Raw genomic sequence first — 22984 nt, forward strand, 5'->3', positions numbered from 1 at the left:
GCTCCTTGGCTCGGGCCGTTCCGCGCAGCAATTGAATACTCTCAGCTCTGGAAACGGCATACTTAAACTATTCTACATCCTTAGCAACAACAAAATAATTGCCTTCAGGATCAGTAAAGTTAAATGTCAAAACACCGTTTACTTCAGTGATTTCACCAGCATCAAGTAATTCATCATGTAGCTTATCGAAATCTTTTGAGAAGAACATCAATGAAGGTACATTCTCAGCCACTTCTGGTGAATAGATTCTTATGTAATCGCGTGGAAAAATCGACAGTTCAACCTCACTGGAAATACCCACAATCACATTTTGATAGCCACCATTTAAAGTTTGACGGGCAACTACTTGAGCACCAAATTCATCAGTCCAAAATGCAACACTCATATCAACGTCCTCGACGTAAATCATAATCCTAGTTTTCATCTAAAAAGTCCTTATCCCAAACGACACCCATCGTCTTTTCACCAGTATGGACACTGATTGCTGGTCCTAAATGACTCTTGGAAACTCGAGCTTCAGGAAAATTATTTTGGAAATCAGCAACCCACTTATCTAACAATTCACGGTTATTGGAATCAACCACCGTGATGTGTAATTTCCAATCTGGATGGGCGTCCGTGTATTTTTGAATTTCTGTTTGAATCATTCGATAGGCACGACGCATCGTTCTTTCTTTGCCAATCGCATAAATTTTACCATCTTTAAATGTTAAAATTGGCTTCACATCTAACAAACTTCCAATAATAGCGGAATGATTACTCAAACGACCGGTACGACTAAGATGTTTCAAGTCATTTACCGCAAAATAAATATCTGTCGAATCACGTAAATCAGACAATTGTTTGACAATTTCTTCGGGATCGACGTTCTTTTGAGCCAAGGAGCCAGCCAACATCACGAGGTCAGCCTCAGCCGCACTCGCAGCCATTGAATCGAATGGATAAACTTTGGCTTTGTCATAGTCCTTCACAAACATACGTAAGTTATCCATAAATGACGTTATTCCTAATGACAAGTGAATGGATATGATTGTATCGTATCCCTCAGAAACTAGACGATCATAGGCTTCTTGAATTTGACCCATTGATACTTGCGCCGTCGTTGGCAACTCAGGTTCATTAGCCAAGTAGTCGTAAAATTTATCATCTGTTAACTCTTCTGTTTCTTTATACTGGTTCTCCCCCAAAATTACGGTAATTGGCAAAACAGTAATATTATATTTTTTAATTTGTTCCGGTGTTAAGTAAGATGCTGTATCAGTAACCACTGCGGTTTTCATGGCATTCTCCTCTGTTCCCGTTGCGGGCATTCATGCTTATAATAATAACATTTTATAGAAATTATTAAATCTATAGACCTTGTTTTAATTATTAGAAAGCGCTATCATTTTGTTAAGTAAATATTTAGTAAATATGGAGAATGATTATGAACACTAAAGAAGTTTTGCACGGATTTAAAAAGATTTTTAACGAACCAGCGGAAAAACTATTTTTCTCACCCGGAAGAATTAACTTAATCGGTGAGCATACTGATTACAATGGTGGCAATGTCTTTCCTTGTGCTATCAGTTTGGGAACGTACGCAGCATATTTAAGCCGTGAAGACTTGATGATCAAAGTTTATTCTGAAAACTTGCCTGATAATGGCGTTGTAACTTTTTTCATCGATTCAATTCATGGAGTTGAATATAATGAGAAACACGGTTGGGCAAACTATGTCAAAGGTATGATTTATTTGATGATGAAGGCCGGCTACAATATTGATCATGGCTTTGAAATATACTTCCACGGTAATTTACCCGATGGCGCTGGTCTTTCATCATCCGCTTCGATTGAATTATTAATGGGTAATATTTTAAATGACGCCTTTTATTTAGGCATAGATCAATTAGATATCGTTAAAATGGGACAACAAAACGAAAACAATTATATCGGCGTTAACTCCGGTATTATGGATGAATTTGCCGTCGGAATGGGTAAAAAGGACCAAGCTATCTTGCTTGATACGAATACGATGGAATATCACTACGCTCCAGTTGAATTAGGTGACCACGTAATTGTGATCATGAATACTAACAAGCACCGTGCTTTGGCTGATTCTAAATATAATGAACGTCGCAGTCAATGTGAACAAGCTCTCGCCCTCTTACAAAAGAAATTGGATATTAAATCATTAGGTGAACTTTCAATTGACGAATTCGACCGCAATTCTTACTTGATAAATGATGATATCTTGATTCGTCGTGCCCGTCACGCAGTCTTTGAAAATCAAAGAACCCTTAAGGCCATCAAGTATTTGCAAGAAAATAATCTCGTAGAATTCGGCAAGCTTGTCAATGCCTCACACATCTCACTTCACTATGATTACGAAGTTACCGGCATTGAATTAGATACTCTCGTTGAGGCTGCTTGGAAACAACCTGGTGTTCTCGGTGCACGAATGGTCGGAGCTGGTTTTGGCGGCTGTGCAATTGCCTTTGTTGAAAAAGATCAAGTTGAAAGTTTCAAACAAAATGTTGGTCAAATATATCAAGATAAAATCGGCTATGCGGCAGACTTTTACATTGCTGAAATTTCTGACGGACCTCGTCAACTTAAAATTACAGAGGAGAATAGATAATGTCTTGTGTCGATGAATTTGTTAATCAAATTATTGCTGCCGATAACGATTATCAAGAACTCGATCGTATCTATTTGTACAATCGTATCTGTGCACTTGTTGGTGACGACAATCATCAATCAAACGATGACGTAAAAATTGCGCTAATTGAAACAGCTATCATAAACAAAAAAATTGATGGCAGCCAAACTTCCAAAGAAATTCTCAATGACCAATTGATGGATTTTGTTACACCCCTACCTTCAAAAATTAATGATAAATTCTGGAATCTTTATCAACGGAGTCCTGAAAAAGCTACAAATTACTTCTATCAATTGAGCCAAGAGAACGACTATATCAAAACTAAAGCTATTGCCAAGAATATTTCTTATTCCGTCAAAACAAATTACGGAGATTTGGAAATTACTATCAACCTTTCTAAACCTGAAAAAGATCCCAAAGCTATTGCTGCAGCTGGTAAGCAAGTTCAAAATGGTTATCCTAAATGTCAGCTTTGTATGGAGAACGAAGGCTATCTTGGTAGATTAGGTTATCCTGCCAGAAGCAATCATCGTGTCATTCGTTTTACTCTGGGTGGTCAAACTTGGGGGTTCCAATACTCGCCTTATGCCTATTTTAGTGAACATGCCATTTTCCTTAATCGCATTCACCAACCAATGGTGATCAATCAACATACTTTCAATAATTTGCTCGAAATTATCCGTATTTTTCCGCAATATTTTGTCGGTAGTAATGCTGATTTGCCAATTGTCGGTGGCTCAATGCTCAGTCATGACCACTATCAAGGTGGACGTCATGACTTTCCAATGATGAAAGCTCCAATCGAACGAGACATCGAAATTCCCGTCTCTAATGTTAAAGCTGGTATCGTGAAGTGGCCATTATCAACGATTCGTTTAACAAGTAGTGATCCTGAAGAATTGGTTAAAGCAGCAACATTAATTCATGAGAATTGGATGAACTATACTGATGAAAAAGTTGATGTCAGAGCTTATACAAATGAAACACGCCATCACACTGTCACTCCAATTGCCTATCGTAAAGGTGTTGATTACGTTTTAGACATTGTTTTACGTGACAATCAAACCTCAACTAAATATCCTGATGGAATCTTCCATCCCCATCAAGATGTCCAACATATTAAGAAAGAAAATATTGGTTTGATTGAAGTCATGGGTCGTGCAATTTTACCAGCTCGTTTAAAAACTGAATTAAAAGAAGTCGAAAGATATCTCTTAAAACAACCAAACAAAATGGCCGCATATCACAAAACTTGGGCCGATGAGTTACAGACTAAATATGATCTCACTGCCGACAATGTTTCAGAAATCGTTGATAAAGAAACTGGCTTAGTTTTTGCAAGAGTCCTCGAAGATGCTGGTGTCTTCAAGTGGGATGAAAAGGGACAAAATGCCTTTGATAAATTCATTGAAAGCCTCAAATAATGGCAACTTTACGTGATATTGCAAAAAGAGCAAATGTTTCACCAGCAACAGTTTCTCGTGTTCTTAACAATGATTTAACGCTCTCTGTAACCGATCAAACTAGAACAAATATTCTAAAAATTGCGACGGAATTGAACTATCGCAAAGCTAATCGTCGCAACACTCGTTTTCAAAAGCATATCGCCCTTGTCCAATGGTATTCTGAATCCAAAGAGCAAGATGACCTTTATTATATGTCCGTTCGTGAAGGCATCGAGCAACAGGCCCCAACGTATGGTTTCGAAGTCAGTCGAATCTTCCATAATGATTTAGCAGAGATACCCGCTGATATTGACGGTATTATTGCCATTGGAAAATATAGCCAGTCTCAAGTAGATCAGATGTCAGAAATCAGTCACAACCTTGTTTTTATTGATGATGATCAATTTTCTCAAGGGTTTGATACCGTTATAACCGACTTCGAATACAGCACCAAACAAGTTGTGAATTACTTTGTTGGCCAAGGTATCAAGGACATTGGCCTGATTTATGGTGAAGAAACTTCAACCGACAACCTTCGAACAATTCCCGATTTGCGTTATAACAATTTCAAAAATGCCATGATGAGTCAAAATATTTTCCAACAACAACTGTGTTTCAAAGGTGATTTTACTAAAGGTGCTGGCTATAAGCAGATGAAAAAGGCCATTGAATCTTCAGAAGACTTACCACATGCATTCTTTATCACTAATGATCCAATGGCAGCTGGTGCTTTAAAAGCTCTGCAAGAAGCTAATATTGCAATTCCTGAACGTGTAAGCATTTTCAGTTTCAACAACACAACATTGGCAAGTTATGTCAATCCTGAACTCACCTCTGTTGACGTTGCCACAGTCCAAATGGGTGGCGCCGCAGTCGATTTGATGCAGGATATTTTGACCAATCCTAGACACGTTGCCAAGCGAATGGAATTAGCAACCAAAATGGTCTTTCGTCAAAGTACACTTTAATTGCGACCACTTCATGCCCCTTATATAATGTAAGCAAAAGCATTTAAGGAGATGGACATTATGATGCGATTCGGAAATTGCGGTTCTGGTTTTGGCGGTATGGGCTTCATGGGCGGTGGCTTCTGGTTATATAGCATTATTATTTTACTTATTATCATTGCTGCCGTTTATTTGATCAATAATAACCACAATCATCGTAATAAAGTTAGTGCCTTAGAAGTTTTGAATCAGGAATATGCTAAAGGTAATGTTTCTGATGATGATTATAAGAAACGTAAGGAAAACCTGAACAGTTAAAGGGTTTGCCGTCTCCAGGGCGGAGAATATTCACCTGCTATGCGGACCGATTCGAGCCTGAGAAACGGTCTCGAATCTCGGTTTGAAGCCTTGACATGGTTCGTCAAGTCTCCAAACACGCCCGGTGGTGTAACGGCTGAAGCCGTAACGCCACATCCACAGCGGGTAAATATTCTCCACCCTTCCGACTAATTTATTTTCTGTTAATCAGTATAATTTTATATGAGTTAAGATTTCTAATTAAAGTCAAATTATATAAAACTGAGTTGTATCACGCTTAATGAACCAAATAATTAGGTGTGATACAGCTCATTTTGTTAGTTTTAATATTTAACTAAAGGTTGAAAGGTGAAAAACTAATATAACCATTGTTATTACCGGCCTAGAGTTAATTTATTTAAATAATCAGGAGTTTTTGCTTTATTATTCCTGTCATTAAAAAAACAAACTAGTTGGAAGAGCTGAGAGTATTCATTTGCAGCGAAAGTGGCGTTAGGACTTTAGTCCTTACACCACCGGACGTGTTGGAGACTCGCGGTTTTTACGAGGCTTCAACCGAGGTCCGAGACCGCTCTTTGGCTCGGGCCGTTCCGCGCAGCAATTGAATACTCTCAGCTCTGGAAACGGCATACCTAACTAAACTTTCAACCTTTAGTATTTAAACAATTGACGCAAATACCTTAAAAATAAAGGGACTGAAAACAACTTTTAGTCTCTTTTTTGGTTTCCAATGTTATGATAGTCTCCATTGGAGGATTTTACTTATGGTTTGGTTATGGACACATTTGATTACTTGGCTGATTATGGCCGTTATGATTTTACTGGTATTATTTACAAATTCAAATACAAAAATTTATGAAATGATTACTCGTGTAGGATATATCGTCATTATCGCTACGGGTATCAAATTGGGATTACATGCTTGGTCGGTTGAACCAACGTTATTGATCGTAAAAGTTATCGTTGCTTTGATTTTCATTGGGTTAGTCGAAATTGCCTTTGCACGTAAAGAACAAAAGACGCTCAACAAAACTTTAGTTTGGGCTGTAATTGTTTTTTGTATCGTTACTGCCTTGATTGGTTTTGCTTTAGCTGGCTGGTATCCATTCGTTAAACATTAAAAAAAAGGTATATTCAGAGCAATCCGGAATTTGGATTACTTTGAATATACCTTTTTTTCCAATAATGAGATAATTCCTACTTTTTCCACAAAAAATTAATTAATAATTTATCAACTTGCTTATTTTCGTGCAATTTACTGTGTTGTCCCATCTTACCTTTAATTTTTTTCTCGCGATATGACTTGGCTCGTCCCGAAACTAGATATTTCAAGGATTTGGAAGATGCATTGCTAACTCGTCCATCAGAATTAGTTCCATCTTCTATATCGCCATAAATGTTCAAAACTTGTGTGTTAGTTGGATAATTTTTCCGTAATTTCAAGAGTTGTTTATATGACTTATCCATTTTGCTTGGCTTACCATTACTGGCCAATTTCATTTGATTGGCCTTATCATCCATTCCTAAAATACCGTTAAAATGACCAGCTATATCAACAACCTTGTTAACTTTAGGCATTCCCTTTTTGCCAGCATTTTCCATAATGTAATAATTGATAGCCATGTTTCCCATCGAATGACCGACTAAATTAACACTCTTAAACTTATATTCCTTCTGTAAAAGCGTGATTACACTCTTTGTCCATTTGGCAGCAGTATAATAATCGTCCATTTTATTATTATCAAAGTTAACTTCAACCAGCGGATTTTTGGCATTCTTTGGAATCGAACCAATCAACTTCGCATAACCATTTGGACTAACATTTACCCGCACGATTTTCTTAGTCACACCAGCATCTTTAATAGCTCCAGTCATCTGCGTTTCAGCGTTAAAACTACTGCCATAACCGTGGAAAAACAAAGTCGGAGTCGAACTCTGAACATATTTTTCAGTATTGACAGCCTGAGTGTGCCGACTAAATCCAAAAAAACCGCCAATCAAAATTAAAATAGCAAGTACAGTTGAAAGAATTAAACGCTTTTTCCCCATATTATTACCCTCTAAACTTTTTCTTTTCGTTCTTTAGTACATAGTATTATGTTAAATATGCCGTCTCCAGAGCCGAGAAATATTCACCGGCTGTGCGGACCGGACCGAGCCTGAGAAACGGTCTCAAGTCTCGGTTTGAAGCCTTACCAAAAACCGGTAAGTCTCCAAACACGCCCGGTGGTATAAGAGCTAAAGCTCTAACATCACTTCCACTGCCCACAAATATTTCTCAGCTCTTCCGACTAATGGTTCTTTAATAGTTCCTTAGTAGATAGATTCTATAATTTGTTGCAAAAGGATATTTAGTTATAAATTTCCTTTATCATACCTATAAAATTTACGCTATTTATTTACACCAATTTATCTTAAAACCTATTTGTTAAAAAAATCTATTAATAACTTTCATATATACACTCACGCATGGCGCTAGTTGATAATTAATTACAAATATTCGCATCAATTATATTTTCCAAATTAAAATTTAAAACAGGCTGGATATAAAACAATTGAGCTTTTTTTACTCAATTTGTGAACGATTAACTAGTCGGAAGAGCTGGAAAATATTTGTGTGCCGTGGGGTTCGAGACCGTATTTTGGCTCGAATCGTTCCGCACAGCTAGTGAATATTTTCCAGCTCTGTAGACGGCATATTTAACTAGCACCACAGGTATACACTCACATTAATTGGAATGTCAAAATAATTATTAAGTAAACATTTGTATTCCCAAAACTATAATCTAGCCTCCAAATTTCAGTGATGGAGACCACTGTGCAAGTTGAGTTAGGACTTTAGTCCTTACTCAACCGACGTATTTTGAGATTTGCGGTTCTTGCAAAGCTCAAAATCGAGGTTCGAGACCGTACTTTGGCTCGAGCCGGTCGCATAGTGGTCGGAATCACTGAAATTTGGAGGCGGCATTCCTTAATACACACCCCATTGTATAGATACAAAACACCTAATCCTAAGAAAAACCCTTACATTAGAAAAAATTAGCTTAATTCAAATTTGTCATTGACACTTCTCAATACATTAATTATGATAAATCTAATAAATTTAATTTTTCTTTAATATATTAGATTGGATTTAACAAAGGAGATCATAAGATATGGCAAAAGCAGATGCAACAAAAATTGATTGGAACAATTTAGGTTTCAATTATATGGATTTACCTTACCGTTTTACTGCTCATTGGAAAGACGGCGAATGGCAAGATGCTGGATTGACTGAGGATAGTACACTTCACATCAGTGAAGCATCACCTGTCCTACACTATGGACAAGCAGCTTTCGAAGGTATGAAAGCTTATCGAACACCTGATAATCACATCCAATTATTCCGTCCTGACCGTAATGCTAAACGTATGAAGGACTCATGTGAACGACTCTTAATGCCCGTTTTCCCAGAAGACAAATTCGTTGAAGCTGTAAAATCAGTTGTTAAAGCCAATGCTGATTTTGTTCCTCCTTATGGCAACGGAGCCACACTTTACCTTCGTCCATTGATCATTGGTACCGGTGAACAAATCGGAGTTCATGCCGCTCCAGAATACATCTTCACTGTTTTTGCCATGCCAGTTGGTAACTACTTCAAAGGTGGATTAACACCCGTTAACTTCACTACTTCACAATATGACCGTGCAGCTCATAAGGGAACTGGTCAAAGTAAGGTTGGTGGTAATTACGCTGCTAGTCTTTACCCTGGCGCACAAGCACACGAAAACGGCTTTGCGGACTGTGTTTACCTTGATCCTATCGAACACAAAAAGATTGAAGAAGTTGGTTCAGCTAACTTCTTTGGTATCACTAAAGACAACGTCTTCGTAACACCAAAATCACCTTCGATTCTACCAAGTATCACGAAATACTCTCTACTTTGGCTAGCTAAGAACCGTTTAGGTCTTGGAGCTGAGGAAGGTGACGTCTATATTGATAAACTGGACCGTTTTAAAGAAGCTGGTGCCTGTGGTACTGCGGCCGTTATCTCACCTATCGGTGGCCTAGAACATAATGGTGACCTTCATGTTTTCTATAGTGAAACTGAAGTTGGCCCAGTAACTAAGAAATTATATGAAACATTGACTGGCATCCAATTTGGAACGGTCGAAGCACCTGAAGGTTGGATTCAAGTAGTCGAATAATCTCTAACTAAAGGTTGAAAGTTTGATGCCGTTTCCAGAGCTGAAAGCATTCATATGCTGCGCGGTACAATCCGAGCCAAAAGGCGGTCTCGAATCTCGGTTGAAGCCTTACCAAAAACCGGTAAGTCTCCAACACGCCCGGTGGTGTAAGAGTAAAGTTCTAACGCCACTTTCGCGGCAAATGAATACTTTCAGCTCTTCCAACTAGTTTTTTAATAATAAAAATGTACAATTATTATCTTTTGCTATTTAAATAAATTTAATTTAGGACTATCACAGCAATTTTTATATCATTTTTTTCACTTTTTACTCTTTAGAAACATATAATAAATAAAAATAGTCTAACCCGGGGAGGTTAGACTATTTTTATTTATTATATTGTTGGGAAAATTAGTTGTACGTTGTTGCACACCTGTCGAAGGGGGATCCGGCAACAGCGCAACAACAAAATTAATGAGGTAGTAGGATCCACTGACAATGTCCTCAACACCCTAATTAACAAACTAGGATTCATTACCATTTGAACCTTACAAAAACATTATAACTGCTATGGTCACACTTTTTTTATCCCTATACGTAAAAAAAATTATCAAAAAATGGAATATTTTATCAAATAATAAATGTTATATTTCATATTCGTGTTTTTCCAATTTGATATAATATCGACCAAGTTTATATCAGCTAGGCTTTTCTTCATATTACTAAAGTTGAACAATTAATATAACCATTGTTGTTACAAGTCTAAAGCTAATTTATTTAAATATTCAGAGGTCTTCATTTTATTGTTCCCAGCATTAAAAAATAGACTAGTTGAAAGAGCTGAAGTATTCAGTTGCAGCGGAAGTGGTGTTAGTGCTTTAAATTATACCACTGAGGTTCGAGACCGCATTATGGCTCGGCCATTCCACACAGCATATGAATACTTTTAGCTCTGGAAACGGCATAATGCATCAAATTTTCAACCTTTAATTAACAACTGAAGGTTGAAAGGTGAAAAAGTGATATAAACGTTGTAGTTACAGACCTAGAGCTAATTTATTTAAAGCCCGATTTAAATAATCAAAAATCTTAATCTATTGTTCCTGCCATTAAAAGAATAAATTAGTTGGAAGAGCTGAGAGTATTCAATTGCTGCGCGGAACGGCATACTTAACTAAACTTTCAACCTTTAGTTAACAATACAAGCATGATAAACTATTACAGAATAGATAATAGAAAGAAGGATTTTTTAATGAAAATTTATTTTGCTAATGGTTTATTTGCTCTAGCAGACAGAATGTTCAATGAAGTTGTAGTTGATAAAATCAGAAAAATGGATGGTAGTATTGAAGTCTATCTTCCTCAAGAAAATGGCGATATTAACGATAAAATGAACTATGCCGATTCGATTAAAATTGCCCAAGAAGACAATAAAGAACTTCTTTCTTCCGATTTAGTCGTTGCAATTCTTGATGGTGACACAATGGATGATGGTGTGGCTTCAGAAATTGGTGTGGCTTTTGGAAAAGAAATCCCTGTAATTGGCGTTTATACTGACCTACGACAACATGGTTTCGAGAATCCTGAAAAGCTTGAGGCTGTAAAGGGAATTGGTGAAAATCCTTTTGCATATATCAATAATTACACAATCGGTTTGATCAAAATGAATGGTATTATGGTCAACAATATCGATGACATGCTAACTGCCATTAAAAATTATACTAAAAATTAATTTATATTTTTTGACTCATTTGCGTTTCAATTCCATTACGTAGTCTTTACAGTTAAGTTATAACTAATTTACAGTTGAGTTATAATCAACATTTCATGGTCTAGACGTTATATGATTACTTCCGTTGAGAAAAAAGATACAAAATCACGTTTTTTAATTCGGGGGAATCATTTTATAATGAAGATTAAAAATTTCGTAGCATCACTATTAACAGTTACATCACTTGCACTTGTAGGTGTGAGCGTTCAATCACAAACTGTCGATGCTGCAACAGTTTCAATGTCAGATACTAGTAGTGTTATTTATGTCTCAAATGCTAATGGAGCTACACTTTACACAACTCCAGATAGCCAAGGAAATATGAACTTCAATGGTGTTAGACTTCAAAACAAGTCTGCATGGCGTACAAACAAGATTGCTAACGTTAATGGTGTTACATACTACCAAGTTGCTAATAACGCTTGGGTAGCTTCTACTGACGTTTCAAACAATGCCCCTGCTGTTGCTTTGAACAAGGACATGTATGTTAAAGCTAATGGTGGCGTTAACCTTTATGATGCTCCAAACGGTAGCTTCAATGGTTACTCAGTATCAGGTGGAAATATGGTTCACGTCTACCAAAGCGAAACCGATGCTAGTGGTGCCACATGGTACGATGTTGGTATGAGTCGTTGGATCAAGGGAGAATATCTCTCAAATGACAACGTTAAACAAACACTTACAATGAACGCTACAGCCTATGACCCAGCCGTTTTAGGTTCAAGCATGGGTTACAGTGGTGTTGCCGCTAACCTATCAAAATTCCCTAAGGGTACACATCTAAGAATTACTGCCAGCAATGGTCAAACATTCGATCGTGTTGTTAATGATACTGGATTGTTTGCTTACAGCAATCCTAACCAATTAGACATCGCTATGCCTAATTCACAAGCATTACAATTTGGTCGCCAAAACGTTACTGTTCAAGTAATTGGCTAATAAAATATAATTGAATATTAAAAAGGATTGAATCTGTGAGGGATTCAATCCTTTTTTTGTTGACCGTCTCCAGGGCTGAGAACATTTACCTGCTATGCGGACCGGCTCGAGCCAAAATGCAGTCTCGAACCTCGATTTTGAGCTTCGCAAAGTACACGAATCTCAAAATTCGCCCGGTGGTGTAATGGCTAAAGCCATAACGCCACACCCACAGCAGGTAAATATTCTCAGCCCTTCCGACTAATTGATTTTATTAGTATGATTGCTTCTATAGACATATCAATACAACAAATATTTACTTCACAATATCAAACCAATCACCTGAATTTTCTATCATCTGCCAAAGCTTATCTGGCAATTTCATATCCGCTAATTTTGAGACATGCAGTTGCCGTTCAATACCGTTCGTATTCCCCTTCTTAACCATTTCCGCCCAATCTGGATTCATTATTAGTCCATGTGCAACCGCAGCAAGATCTAATCCCTCGTCTAAAGCTTTTTCTGCTTGATCTGGCGTATCTAAAGTTCCTGCTGAAATTAATGTAATACGGTGATTAATATGTTTAACTAACGTTTCCAGATAATTGGCATCTGTATCTGAGCTGCCGATTGGCTTCGAAGTTAATACATTATTCAATGTCACATGAACATAATCAACATCTCTTTTTATCAGTTCATCAATCAACGCTAATGAATCATGTAAACGTAAGCCACCGTCCAGATGTTCTTCAAGCGTAATACGATATCCTAAGATAAAAGGACCCTTTGCATAATGCTTAATGACTGATTGTATTTCATCAATTACAGCCAAGGCAAAACGCATTCGATTTTCCAGCGAACCACCCCATTGATCATGACGCTTGTTATAGTATGGTGAAAGAAAATTCTGGAACAAGAATCCAAAGGCGCCATGCAATTCTACACCATCAAATCCAGCAACGATTGCTCTTCTCGTAGTTTCACCAAATGCTTTAATAATACCCAAAATTTCCTCTTCAGTTAATGCTCTGGGACTAAAGGATTCAACGAAGGTACTTTCCTTGGTCAAAACATTACTAGCACTAACGATATCTTTTTGATCTACCAAATCCGTGTTAGTTTTATTGCCAGCGTGAAGTATTTGTAAAATTGCTTTGGATCCACCACTCTTAGCAGAATCCGCAAGTCGCGTAAGACTTGGAATAAATTTGTCATCGTAGCCGGCAAATTGATTACTGAACCCAATAGCATTTGCAGCAACTGAGGTTGAACCAGTAATTACCATCCCCATTCCTTTAACTCGACGACGATAATAATCAATTTCCTGATTAGAAACAGTCCCATCGTCATTAGCAGACCAAGTAGTCATAGGTGCCATGACCATACGATTTTCCAGAATAAGCCCATTCTTAAAACTAAAAGGAGCAAGGGTCTTGTTATATTGCTTTGTCATATATATCTTCCTTAATTATTGCGTAGTTTATTTAAAATCTATTTATTCTTGTTTAGGTATTTGAAACTTTGACATCTTCCAAAGTTCCTCAACATGGTCAACATCCATCTTAGCGGTGTGATCCTCAAAGGTGTCAATCTTATGCCGTAATAGTTTTCGAGTCCGTTTCATTTCAGCAAACTTTCTTTCCAGATCCACTAATTGTTCCTGTAAAATTGCCTTTTGAGCCGGCTCATTTTCTCCGAGTTGATTGAGCTTAGTAAACTCAATTAAAGCTTCCATAGATAATCCGGCATCCTTTAAACATTTCACCAAAAATAGCCAATCTATATCCAAGAGACGATAATATCGGTAACCATTTTTATCACGTTTGACTGGAGGAATCACGCCAATTCTTTCATAGTAACGTAACGTGTCAGCAGAAAATCCAATTAACTCTGAAACTTCTTTTCTATTCATAAAAATTTACCTGCTTTCTTAATCGATTAGCTTATAATAAACGCTGCACTTAACTCCCTTGCAAGAGAAAATTTTAAATATTTCAAAACTTTAGTCTCCGGTTTCCAGTGATTCCGGAGGCGGCATTAAAAAAGGCAATAAAAAAGAGCCCCCAAACATTGGGAGCTCCTAGTTAGATATGAGTGGTAAGATGAAATTTACTGCAGTTTCATCAACGTTAAAATGAATCTAAACTTTAAATGAATCTTACTACTGAAAAACATATCTTACTATAAATATGTAATACTTGTTCAACTAATGGATCCTAGCGCATCATGTATTGAGTTTGCGCGACTACTTTTTAGGTCGATCTTATGTTAACTTTTGGCACTAGTTCCAAAAATGTCGTTGAACTGTACAGACTCTAACTTTCCTTTGTTTCTTACTAATCCTACCATTCTCTAAAACGATAAAACTTTCTTAATCAAACTATTTTTAGGGCTACAGTTCCTGACATTTCATCTTTACCACGTCTATAATATAACATTTTCAGTAAACGTTTACAACATTTTTGTACTACTGTCATCACGTTTTAATGCGTTGGAAAGACTGTGAATATGAAGACACTAAAAAAGGACTCTACACTTGGAGAGTCCCTAGTTAGATATAAGTGGTAAGATGAAATTTTCTGCAGTTTCATCAACGTTAAAATGAATCTAAACTTTAAATGAGTCTTACTACTTAAAACATATCTTACTATATGAATTGTTCAACTAAAGGATCCTAACGAAATACGTAATGAGCTTTGTGCGACTAACATTAATTAGGTCGATCTTATATTAACTTTTATCGTTAGTTCCTAAAATGCCGTTGAACTGTACTACCTTAATTTTACTTTGTTTTCTACTAATCCTACCATCTCCTGGAAACGATAAAACTTTCTCAATCAAATTCTTTTAGGGCTACAGTTCCTGACATTCCATCCTTACCACGTCTATAATATAACATTCTATGTAAGCGATTACAATATTTAATTATTCTTTTTATAAATTCGTTCGTTCTCTTTAATTTCACTTAAGTAGAACTTGGCGTCAACACCCGCTGGATCAACGATTGTCCCATCATGATATTCAACTTCATACATTTTTTCATAATCAGAAATACTAATTTTTTGACGTTGTTCAAGCATCGTCTCTAAACTGGTTTTATCAATCACTTTTTCAAATCCTGGTTGAATTTCACCACTGTAAATTTCACCGACAGCACCTGATCCATAACTGAATAATAACAAGTTCTCATTGGCTTTAGCAGCATTTACCAAGTATGACAATAAACCTAAATAGAGTGAACCCGTGTAGAGATTCCCAACTTCACGGCTGAATTTAACACTGTCTTGATAATTTGCCATCAATTCGGCGTATTTTTCATCAGAAACTTTACCTTCTAAAGTACGCAGAGCCTTCGTTCCCATCTTCGTATAAGGAATATGGAACAGCATTGTTGAAAAATCATCGGCTGTTACGTCATACTTGGCCTGATATCTGTCCCAAAGTGTCGTGAAGAAATCAACGTAAACTTCATTTGAAAATTTTCCACGAGCAAAAGCTACTTTTGAAAAAGTAGGACGCCAGAAATCACCAACGTTACGTGTCATATAAACTGATTTGTGCTCGAGCTTCAAAACACGAGGACTTTCACTAATCAGCATAGCAACTGAGCCAGCCCCTTGAGTGACTTCACCTGGAGTTTTGATACCATAACGAGCAATATCACTGGCAATTACCAAAGCCTTTTTACCTGGATTGAGACTAACAAAATCATAAGCTGACTGCAAACCGGCCGTTGCGCCGAAACATGCTTGTTTAATTTCAAAAGAACGGATATCTTCTGGTAAATCCAACAAATCAACCAAAAAGGCTGCTGTAGACTTTGATTCATCAACACTACTTTCAGTTCCAACAATCAATAGACCAATATCTTTTTTATCATCGGCGCTCAGAATACTGTCAGCCGAACTAGCTGCTAATGTTACTGCATCTTGATAAGGCTGCGGAACAGCTTGCTTATCTTGACCAATACCAATTGTAAATTTATCAGGATCGATATCTCGAGCCTTTGCCAATTCCACAATATCAATGTAATCTTTTGGTACATAAAAGCCTATTTTATCAATACCTACATCCATTATTTTTTCCTCAACTCTAATAAAATATTCTCTGCATTCTGCAATGTATAATCTTTTGTTTGGTTCAACTTATGAGCAACTTGGTCAATTTCTGTTCCAACTGCACCAGCCGATATCGCTAGAGATTTACTCTGCAATCCCATATGTCCCGCTTGAATACCTGTCGTAACTAGCGCTCTCAAAGCTGACAAATTATTTGCTAAACCGACTGCTCCAACGACTGACTGCAGTTGCTTGCTGTTTTGAATCTTCATCATGGTCAAACTCAATTGTGCCATGGGTAAAGCTTTGATAGCTCCGCCGACACTTCCCAATTCGATTGGCATTTTTAAAGTTCCAACCAATTTATCATTAACTATTTGCCATTCGCTAAATGGTTGATACTGACCAGATTCAAAGGCAAAACTATGAGCTGCAGCTTCTTGAGCTCGAAAATCATTTCCAGTCGCTAACAATACTGCGTCAACACCATTCATAATGCCTTTATTGTGCGTAATTGCTCGTTTAACTGATTCTTTGGCAAAGGTTGATAGTTTGACCATTCGACTAGCAACTTCTTCTCCAGACAACGTTTTAGTGCTTAATTGTTCAAAATCAACAGTTGCCTCGACCGTAATAATTTGTCCCTGACCACTGTTGGATAAAATGCTGCATAAAACATCCCCCGAAATCATCGAAGTAATCTTTTGTGCCGTCTTTTCTAGAATTGTATTAACTAAATTTGCACCCATAGCATCAACGGTATCAATGCCTAACTCAATTTCTTCAAAATGTTCGTAATGATTGAATTTCAAAGATACGACCCCGCCCCCACGTTTAATTAAACTGGGGTGAGCTTGTTGAGCAAATTCAAAAATATCTGAATCATGTTGTTGTAGACTGATGATTTCAGCTGTAGTTGTGTTCTCCAAAACAATTTGTCCATAAACGATTCTTGAAGTTGGAAAAGTTCTAAAGCCGCCACTATTTTTAACTCGTTTGGCTGCATTTGAAGCTGCCGCAATGACTGAAGGTTCTTCAATCACCATCGGTACTATATATTTTGTCCCATCAACCAAAAAATCTGTTGCAAAACCATATGGCAAACTAAAACTGCCAATTTGATTTTCACTGAGACTATCAGCTAAATCAGTTGAAATAGTCTGGCGCTCGCGTAATAATTTGGCCTGTGACTCATCAATATAATTACCATCAAGTAAAAACTTAATCCGCTGCTCGTCTGTCATTTCGTAAATTTTCATCGTAATTTAATTCCCATTGCCATCGCCATACCACCACCGATACAAAGTGATGCTAAACCGCTTGTCTTACCTTCTTGTTGCAATGAATTGATTAAAGTAGCAATCATTCTCGTACCAGTTGCACCTAGTGGATGTCCTAAAGCAATCGCACCCCCATAAATGTTCAAACGGTCCTCAGGTAACTTCAGATCACGACTAACTGCAACAGCCTGCGCAGCAAATGCTTCGTTTACTTCGAACAAATCATAATCATCAACTGCTGTCTTATAACGATCAAAGTATTTATTGATGGCATAATATGGAGCATAGCCCATATAGTCAGGATCAATCCCAATTTCAGTATAACCAGTGACTTCAGCAACATATTTGAGATTGAGTTCTTTAGCACGACTTTCCCGCATCAAAATTACCGCAGCAGCGCCATCATTGATTGGTGATGAATTTCCAGCAGTAACTGTGCCCTTTTTGTCAAAAACAGTACGTAATTGACCCATTTGTTCCAAAGTAGTTGCGGGACGAACCGATTGATCCGTAATAATTTCTTCACCGTTAACTTCAATCGGAATAATCTCTTTGGCCAATTTTAATTGTGCCTTATGTGCTTTTTGATGTGAATCAAAAGCAAATTTATCTTGTTGTTCACGTGTAACATGATATTTGCGGGCAACATTTTCAGCTGTGATACCCATTGGTAAATGATTAAAAGCATCATTCAAGCCATCATTGAATAAACTGTCTGATAACTTGGGACTAACTTCCATCTTACCTGTTCTGGGTGCATAAAATGGTGCATTTGACATACTTTCAACACCACCAGCAACTACGATTTCAGCATTTCCCATCGTAATAGCCGAGATACCTTCATAGATAGCCTTCATCCCGGAACCACAGACTTGATTGACAGTCATTGCGGTTGCATCAACACGTCCATCTACATTTAACTCAATTTGACGAGCCGTATTTTGACCCATACCAGTTTGATAAACATTTCCAAAAATAAACTGATCAACAATTTTAGGGTTGACCTTATTTTGATCAAGTAGTTTTTTAACAAGTTGACTACCCAACTCAACTGCTGTCATATCAGCAAATTGTCCGCGAAATTTGCCGATAGCAGTTCTCTTTGCATCTATAATTACAATCGGATCCATAATCTTTTCCCTTCAAACTTGGTAGAATATCCTTAAGCCTTAATGATAATTTAATTAACCAATAAAAACAAATAAAAGTGATGGAAATTTCTTATGCGTACTATTGATTTAATCTTATTACTAAATGATTTCAAAAAAAATAACCGTATTTTCGTCGAGACTGACGAGAAACGATTAGCTGTAGTTAACCTTGAAGTTGTCGATGATGAAATAATCCTCAAGACTTCAACAAAAATGCATGGTTTAAAAAATTGGGAATTTCTAATTCTACTCAATAAAAAAGAATATTATGAAATGCCGGTTTTTTATAAAGATGACGCTGGGCAGAAGCAGCTGTTTGGATTTCGTGTGTCGAATGATAGTTTGTTATTGGGGTAGTATTACTGCCGCCGTATCCAGGGACAAGCGGTTTGCCCGCTAGTGAGACCGGTGCGAGCCAAGGTCTCGCACCTCGATTTTGAGCTTCGCATGGCCCGCGAATCTCAAAATACGTCTGTGCTGTAAGAACGACCTTGTCGTCCTAACACCACTGTCACTGCTGGCAAACCACTTGTCTCCGGATTCTAAATATTTCTCATGTTTTTGTTTTTTTAATATGCTCAAGTATATTAAAAAAGAAGCCATTTTACCTCAGGACCACGTTTTAGACGCAGTTCCAAGGGAAAAATAACTTCTTTTTATTTTAATTAATAATTAAACTGCAACATCCGTCAAAACATTCCGTTAATAAAGAATATTAGGCGGAAGAGCTGAGAGTACTAACCGGCTGTGGGTGTGGCGTTACGGCTTCAGCCGTTACACCACCGGGCGAGTTTGGAGACTTGACGAACCATGTCAAGGCTTCAAACCGAGGGACGAGACCTTGGCTCGGCCCGGTCCGCATAGCAGGTTAATACTCTAAGCTCTGGAGCCGGCAGCAGGCAACCTATTTAGTTGTTTTTTTATTCTTATCTTCAGCTTGAATTTGCTTAGCCAAATCAAGAATATATGGCTTCAATTCATCCTTAACTTCTGGGTGAGTCAATCCATATTCAATATTTGTCTTTACATAACCAAACTTGTTACCAACATCAAATCTTTGACCTTTGAACTCGTGGGCAAAGACGCGTTGTGTTTTATTCATACGATCGATAGCATCTGTCAATTGAATTTCGTTACCAGCACCTGGTTTTTGAGTTGCTAACAAATCAAAAATTTCTGGTGTTAACAAGTAACGACCGATAATTGCCAAATTACTTGGAGCATCCTCAACTTTTGGTTTTTCAACGAATTTCTTAACGTTGTACAAACCAGGGGCATTTTCACCTTCAGGATCAATCACACCGTATTTAGAAACGTCTTTTTCAGGAACCTTCATAACAGCAATTGTTGAAGCATGAGTCTTCTCATAATCATCAATCAATTGTTTTGTCAAAGGAACTTTATCCTTCATCAAATCATCACCAAGCATAACGATAAATGGCTCATCACCAATAAATGATCTAGCTTGGGAAACTGCATCTCCTAAACCATTTGGATGAGCTTGACGACTGTAGTACAAGTTAACACCCAAATCAGTTGTAGCTTGAACAACTTTTAGTAGCTCAGTCTTGTTCTTTGAAGCCAAATTTTGTTCCAATTCTGGTACGGAATCAAAGTGGTCTTCAATAGAACGCTTATTTTTACCGGTAATAATCAAGATATCTTCAATACCAGAAGCTTTGGCTTCCTCAACGATAAATTGAATAGTTGGCTTATCAACGATAGGCAACATTTCCTTTGCCAAAGCCTTTGTAGCTGGCAAAAATCTCGTTCCCAATCCTGCTGCTGGTATAATTGCTTTTCTGACTTTCATTAATTACTCTCCTTTTCATGCGACTGCAAATAACTAGTTAATCTACCAGTACTTATCCTTAAATATGGACCGCCAAGTGATTCGGCAAAAGCAACATTAATAGCATTTCCAAATAAAAAGATTGTCACTGACATATTCACCCAAAGCAAAAACACAATAATCGCTCCGATAGCTCCATAGTTATCCCAAGCAGCCCCAAAATATTTCAAATAATATGAAAACAATTGTGACAATCCTAAGATTCCTACACTGGCGATCACAGTTCCGGTTAAAATGTAATAAACTTTCAAATGGATATTAGGCAAAAAATAAAATAAAGCAAACATGATCAAAAACATTATAACAATTGCAAAGGGCCATTTCCAACGAGTAAATTCGTCTATCCAGCGAGAATTCACTCGTAGCAAGGGAATCAGCCAATTCAAAAAAAGTTGACCAAATGTAAACGTTATAATAGCTGCCACGGCAATGACGATTAACATCAGTGTAGTGACAAATGCTAGACCACGACGAATGATATAATTTAAAAAAGTTTTTTCTACAAATAAACTGTTTACATCCAAACCATATGCTTCATTCATCGTAGTTTGCGCAATATTTAATCCACGGGAGATTGCCCAAAGAGACACCAGAATACCAACTGACAAGATTCCTTTATTGGAACTAGATAAAACCTTAATAATTGTTGGTAACAAATAGTGATGCAGATCATCAGGCAATATAAATTCAATATAACTGATGACTGTCGGCTTATCTAAGTGTAATAGTGGAATCATATTTCCAATTACAATGACAGCTGGAAACAGTGACAACAGGATATAATATGTGATTGCTTTTGAAGCCATGGGTACATTTGATTCGCTCATTGCTTGAGTTACATACTTAACAAAACCGGCCAATTTTTCATGCTTAGATATTGGTTGTTTAAATAACGGCACCTGTTGTGTATTTTCTTCCATTATTCACACCAATTATTAAAGTAGATATTTAGCATCATATTCAGGATCTTGTGATGTTAGAATTTTAGGACCGTCTTTGGTAATTGCAATTGTATGTTCATATTGAGCGGAATCAGTACCATCAGCAGAAACAAAGTATTCCCAACCGTCAGCTTTGACAAACTTATCTTTGATTTCCCATGTACCTAAATTAACCATTGGTTCAATTGTAATCGTCATACCTTCACGTAATCTTAAACCTTGTCCAGCTTCTCCATAATGAGGCACATTTGGGGCTTCATGCATCGTTGGTTGAATACCGTGTCCAATCAAATCACGGACATCCCCCATATGATTTTCATCTTCAACGAAGTGTTGAATGGCGTAACCGATATCGCCTAAACGATTGCCGACAATGGCTTGATCAATACCCAAGTAGAGAGCTTTTTTAGTAACGTCCATTAATTTTTGATCTTCAGCTGAAAGTTCTCCAACTGCATAAGTCCAACATGAATCACTTTCATAACCGTCTAAATTGACCGTCATATCAACCTTTAGCACGTCACCATTCTTCAAAATCAAATTTTTCCGTGGAATACCATGGGCCACTTCATCGTTAACACAGACACAAGTAGCGTATTTGTAGCCTTCAAAACCCTTTTCTGATGGGCGACCGCCATGTGAGACGATATAGTCGTTGGCAAAATTTTCAATTTCCATTGATGAAATTCCTGGTTTGATAATGTCACGCAAACCGATGTGTGTGTTAGCAAGCAGTTCTCCGGACTTTCTCATTCCTTCTATTTCTCTTGCAGATTTTAATGTAATCAATTTATAACATGTCCCTTCAAAAAAATATTAATCTCATTATAACATTGTAGTAGTTTTTGAAATGCCTTGTTATAGGATATATTGAAGTATGACACCACACCTCAAGCTCGAACCAATCCCACAGCAGGATTAAATGCCTCACACCCGGAGGCGGCCATATATAAAATAATTTCAAACTTTTAACCTTTCGATTATTGATTTTTGCTATAATTATTCAAGATATGCATTTATAAATGAGGCGCTAATATAATATGACAAAAGTAAAAATTGTCTTTGCCAGCATTACTGGTAATGACGAAGATATCGCATACGTTTTAACAGAAAAATTTGAAGAACTTGGTTGCGACGTTGATATGAGTGAAGTTTCTCAGACCGATGCCGCTGATTTCGAAGATGCAGACATTTGTGTGATTGCCAGTTATACTTACGACCAAGGAATCGTACCCGATGAGGCATTAGATTTTTATGATGATATGCAAGATTTGAATCTCAGTGGGAAAATCTATGGAGTTTGTGGTTCCGGCGATACTTTCTATGAAGATTTTTGCCGAGCTGTTGACGAATTTGCCAAAGCTTTTGATAAAGTTGGAGCAACTAAAGGATCCGATGCCGTTAAAATTGAATTAGATCCCGAGCAAGATGATATCGATCACCTCGACAATTTCGCAGTTGAAATTTATAAAAAGGAACAAGAAATGGATCTGTAA

The 22984-nt window shown here is 37.2% G+C and carries 21 protein-coding genes; 10 read left to right on the plus strand and 11 right to left on the minus strand.

Annotated features, from left to right (window positions below; translation table 11 throughout):
* Positions 1-67: 67 nt before the first annotated feature.
* Positions 68-424 (minus strand): VOC family protein, encoded by a 357-nt coding sequence (locus tag FFM71_RS03315; protein WP_137610776.1) that lies wholly within the window; start codon positions 422-424, stop codon positions 68-70.
* The gene (locus FFM71_RS03320; protein ID WP_137610777.1) at positions 414-1280 is read right to left on the minus strand and encodes a DegV family protein; all 867 of its coding nucleotides are present in this window, start codon (positions 1278-1280) and stop codon (positions 414-416) included. Before FFM71_RS03320 ends, FFM71_RS03315 begins: the two co-directional genes overlap by 11 nt.
* Positions 1281-1426: 146 nt before the next feature.
* Between FFM71_RS03320 and FFM71_RS03325 the strand changes: the two genes are divergently transcribed.
* From FFM71_RS03325 to FFM71_RS03345, 5 genes are all read left to right on the plus strand, one after another.
* Positions 1427-2620 carry a galactokinase gene (locus FFM71_RS03325; protein ID WP_137610778.1) on the plus strand — a complete coding sequence of 398 codons (1194 nt, stop codon included), beginning with the start codon at positions 1427-1429 and terminating at the stop codon, positions 2618-2620.
* Positions 2620-4065, plus strand: a complete 1446-nt coding sequence (locus FFM71_RS03330) for a UDP-glucose--hexose-1-phosphate uridylyltransferase (protein ID WP_137610779.1) — start codon at positions 2620-2622, stop codon at positions 4063-4065. Before FFM71_RS03325 ends, FFM71_RS03330 begins: the two co-directional genes overlap by 1 nt.
* The gene (locus FFM71_RS03335; protein ID WP_171000462.1) at positions 4062-5054 is read left to right on the plus strand and encodes a LacI family DNA-binding transcriptional regulator; all 993 of its coding nucleotides are present in this window, start codon (positions 4062-4064) and stop codon (positions 5052-5054) included. The genes FFM71_RS03330 and FFM71_RS03335 overlap by 4 nt, the downstream gene beginning before the upstream one ends.
* A gap of 60 nt (positions 5055-5114) precedes the next feature.
* Complete coding sequence (locus FFM71_RS03340; RefSeq protein WP_223876469.1) at positions 5115-5351, plus strand: SHOCT domain-containing protein; 237 nt, start codon at positions 5115-5117, stop codon at positions 5349-5351.
* A gap of 764 nt (positions 5352-6115) precedes the next feature.
* On the plus strand, positions 6116-6472 hold the full coding sequence (locus tag FFM71_RS03345) for a DUF1516 family protein (protein ID WP_137610782.1): 357 nt from the start codon (positions 6116-6118) through the stop codon (positions 6470-6472).
* A gap of 76 nt (positions 6473-6548) precedes the next feature.
* Here FFM71_RS03345 and FFM71_RS03350 read toward each other — a convergent pair whose 3' ends face one another.
* Positions 6549-7400, minus strand: a complete 852-nt coding sequence (locus tag FFM71_RS03350; RefSeq protein WP_137610783.1) for an alpha/beta hydrolase — start codon at positions 7398-7400, stop codon at positions 6549-6551.
* Between the two features lie 1106 nt (positions 7401-8506).
* Here FFM71_RS03350 and FFM71_RS03355 point away from each other — a divergent pair.
* The 3 genes from FFM71_RS03355 (at position 8507) to FFM71_RS03365 (ending at position 12227) form a co-directional block, all read left to right on the plus strand.
* Positions 8507-9538: a branched-chain amino acid aminotransferase gene (locus FFM71_RS03355; RefSeq protein ID WP_137610784.1), complete on the plus strand. Its 1032-nt coding sequence runs from the start codon at positions 8507-8509 to the stop codon at positions 9536-9538.
* Positions 9539-10769: 1231 nt separating this feature from the next.
* The gene (locus tag FFM71_RS03360; protein WP_137610785.1) at positions 10770-11249 is read left to right on the plus strand and encodes a nucleoside 2-deoxyribosyltransferase; all 480 of its coding nucleotides are present in this window, start codon (positions 10770-10772) and stop codon (positions 11247-11249) included.
* 177 nt (positions 11250-11426) lie between these two features.
* Positions 11427-12227 (plus strand): RlpA-like double-psi beta-barrel domain-containing protein, encoded by an 801-nt coding sequence (locus FFM71_RS03365; protein ID WP_137610786.1) that lies wholly within the window; start codon positions 11427-11429, stop codon positions 12225-12227.
* A gap of 295 nt (positions 12228-12522) precedes the next feature.
* On the opposite strand, the gene FFM71_RS03370 is transcribed toward FFM71_RS03365, so the two are convergent.
* From FFM71_RS03370 to FFM71_RS03390, 5 genes are all read right to left on the minus strand, one after another.
* On the minus strand, positions 12523-13659 hold the full coding sequence (locus FFM71_RS03370; protein WP_137610787.1) for an NADH-dependent flavin oxidoreductase: 1137 nt from the start codon (positions 13657-13659) through the stop codon (positions 12523-12525).
* Positions 13660-13701: 42 nt separating this feature from the next.
* Entirely contained in the window at positions 13702-14118 is a 417-nt protein-coding gene (locus tag FFM71_RS03375; RefSeq protein ID WP_137610788.1) for a MerR family transcriptional regulator, read from the minus strand.
* Between the two features lie 1009 nt (positions 14119-15127).
* Positions 15128-16282 (minus strand): hydroxymethylglutaryl-CoA synthase, encoded by a 1155-nt coding sequence (locus FFM71_RS03380; protein ID WP_137610789.1) that lies wholly within the window; start codon positions 16280-16282, stop codon positions 15128-15130.
* The gene (locus FFM71_RS03385; protein ID WP_137610790.1) at positions 16282-17523 is read right to left on the minus strand and encodes a hydroxymethylglutaryl-CoA reductase, degradative; all 1242 of its coding nucleotides are present in this window, start codon (positions 17521-17523) and stop codon (positions 16282-16284) included. The genes FFM71_RS03380 and FFM71_RS03385 overlap by 1 nt, the downstream gene beginning before the upstream one ends.
* On the minus strand, positions 17520-18674 hold the full coding sequence (locus FFM71_RS03390; RefSeq protein WP_137610791.1) for a thiolase family protein: 1155 nt from the start codon (positions 18672-18674) through the stop codon (positions 17520-17522). The genes FFM71_RS03385 and FFM71_RS03390 overlap by 4 nt, the downstream gene beginning before the upstream one ends.
* A gap of 93 nt (positions 18675-18767) precedes the next feature.
* On the opposite strand from FFM71_RS03390, the gene FFM71_RS03395 reads away from it, so the two are divergent.
* Positions 18768-19052: a hypothetical protein gene (locus FFM71_RS03395; RefSeq protein WP_137610792.1), complete on the plus strand. Its 285-nt coding sequence runs from the start codon at positions 18768-18770 to the stop codon at positions 19050-19052.
* Positions 19053-19599: 547 nt separating this feature from the next.
* On the opposite strand, the gene galU is transcribed toward FFM71_RS03395, so the two are convergent.
* From galU to map, 3 genes are read right to left on the minus strand one after another with little or no spacing between them, the layout of a single operon-like run.
* On the minus strand, positions 19600-20508 hold the full coding sequence (gene galU / locus FFM71_RS03400) for a UTP--glucose-1-phosphate uridylyltransferase GalU (RefSeq protein WP_137610793.1): 909 nt from the start codon (positions 20506-20508) through the stop codon (positions 19600-19602).
* Positions 20508-21467 (minus strand): YihY/virulence factor BrkB family protein, encoded by a 960-nt coding sequence (locus tag FFM71_RS03405; protein ID WP_137610794.1) that lies wholly within the window; start codon positions 21465-21467, stop codon positions 20508-20510. The genes galU and FFM71_RS03405 overlap by 1 nt, the downstream gene beginning before the upstream one ends.
* A 15-nt stretch (positions 21468-21482) precedes the next feature.
* On the minus strand, positions 21483-22277 hold the full coding sequence (map, locus tag FFM71_RS03410) for a type I methionyl aminopeptidase (protein ID WP_137610795.1): 795 nt from the start codon (positions 22275-22277) through the stop codon (positions 21483-21485).
* Between the two features lie 251 nt (positions 22278-22528).
* On the opposite strand from map, the gene FFM71_RS03415 reads away from it, so the two are divergent.
* The gene (locus FFM71_RS03415; RefSeq protein WP_137610796.1) at positions 22529-22984 is read left to right on the plus strand and encodes a flavodoxin; all 456 of its coding nucleotides are present in this window, start codon (positions 22529-22531) and stop codon (positions 22982-22984) included.

The organism is Companilactobacillus huachuanensis, from assembly GCF_005404815.1.
In the GTDB taxonomy this organism is placed as follows: Bacteria; Bacillota; Bacilli; order Lactobacillales; family Lactobacillaceae; genus Companilactobacillus; species Companilactobacillus huachuanensis.

Bases quoted from the DNA above. Each gene is read 5' to 3' on its own strand.
- FFM71_RS03315 (WP_137610776.1), bottom strand. From the start codon at position 424: ATGAAAACTAGGATTATGATTTACGTCGAGGACGTTGATATGAGTGTT.
- FFM71_RS03320 (WP_137610777.1), bottom strand. From the start codon at position 1,280: ATGAAAACCGCAGTGGTTACTGATACAGCATCTTACTTAACACCGGAA.
- FFM71_RS03325 (WP_137610778.1), top strand. From the start codon at position 1,427: ATGAACACTAAAGAAGTTTTGCACGGATTTAAAAAGATTTTTAACGAA.
- FFM71_RS03330 (WP_137610779.1), top strand. From the start codon at position 2,620: ATGTCTTGTGTCGATGAATTTGTTAATCAAATTATTGCTGCCGATAAC.
- FFM71_RS03340 (WP_223876469.1), top strand. From the start codon at position 5,115: ATGATGCGATTCGGAAATTGCGGTTCTGGTTTTGGCGGTATGGGCTTC.
- FFM71_RS03345 (WP_137610782.1), top strand. From the start codon at position 6,116: ATGGTTTGGTTATGGACACATTTGATTACTTGGCTGATTATGGCCGTT.
- FFM71_RS03350 (WP_137610783.1), bottom strand. From the start codon at position 7,400: ATGGGGAAAAAGCGTTTAATTCTTTCAACTGTACTTGCTATTTTAATT.
- FFM71_RS03355 (WP_137610784.1), top strand. From the start codon at position 8,507: ATGGCAAAAGCAGATGCAACAAAAATTGATTGGAACAATTTAGGTTTC.
- FFM71_RS03360 (WP_137610785.1), top strand. From the start codon at position 10,770: ATGAAAATTTATTTTGCTAATGGTTTATTTGCTCTAGCAGACAGAATG.
- FFM71_RS03365 (WP_137610786.1), top strand. From the start codon at position 11,427: ATGAAGATTAAAAATTTCGTAGCATCACTATTAACAGTTACATCACTT.
- FFM71_RS03370 (WP_137610787.1), bottom strand. From the start codon at position 13,659: ATGACAAAGCAATATAACAAGACCCTTGCTCCTTTTAGTTTTAAGAAT.
- FFM71_RS03375 (WP_137610788.1), bottom strand. From the start codon at position 14,118: ATGAATAGAAAAGAAGTTTCAGAGTTAATTGGATTTTCTGCTGACACG.
- FFM71_RS03380 (WP_137610789.1), bottom strand. From the start codon at position 16,282: ATGGATGTAGGTATTGATAAAATAGGCTTTTATGTACCAAAAGATTAC.
- FFM71_RS03385 (WP_137610790.1), bottom strand. From the start codon at position 17,523: ATGAAAATTTACGAAATGACAGACGAGCAGCGGATTAAGTTTTTACTT.
- FFM71_RS03390 (WP_137610791.1), bottom strand. From the start codon at position 18,674: ATGGATCCGATTGTAATTATAGATGCAAAGAGAACTGCTATCGGCAAA.
- FFM71_RS03395 (WP_137610792.1), top strand. From the start codon at position 18,768: ATGCGTACTATTGATTTAATCTTATTACTAAATGATTTCAAAAAAAAT.
- galU (WP_137610793.1), bottom strand. From the start codon at position 20,508: ATGAAAGTCAGAAAAGCAATTATACCAGCAGCAGGATTGGGAACGAGA.
- FFM71_RS03405 (WP_137610794.1), bottom strand. From the start codon at position 21,467: ATGGAAGAAAATACACAACAGGTGCCGTTATTTAAACAACCAATATCT.
- FFM71_RS03415 (WP_137610796.1), top strand. From the start codon at position 22,529: ATGACAAAAGTAAAAATTGTCTTTGCCAGCATTACTGGTAATGACGAA.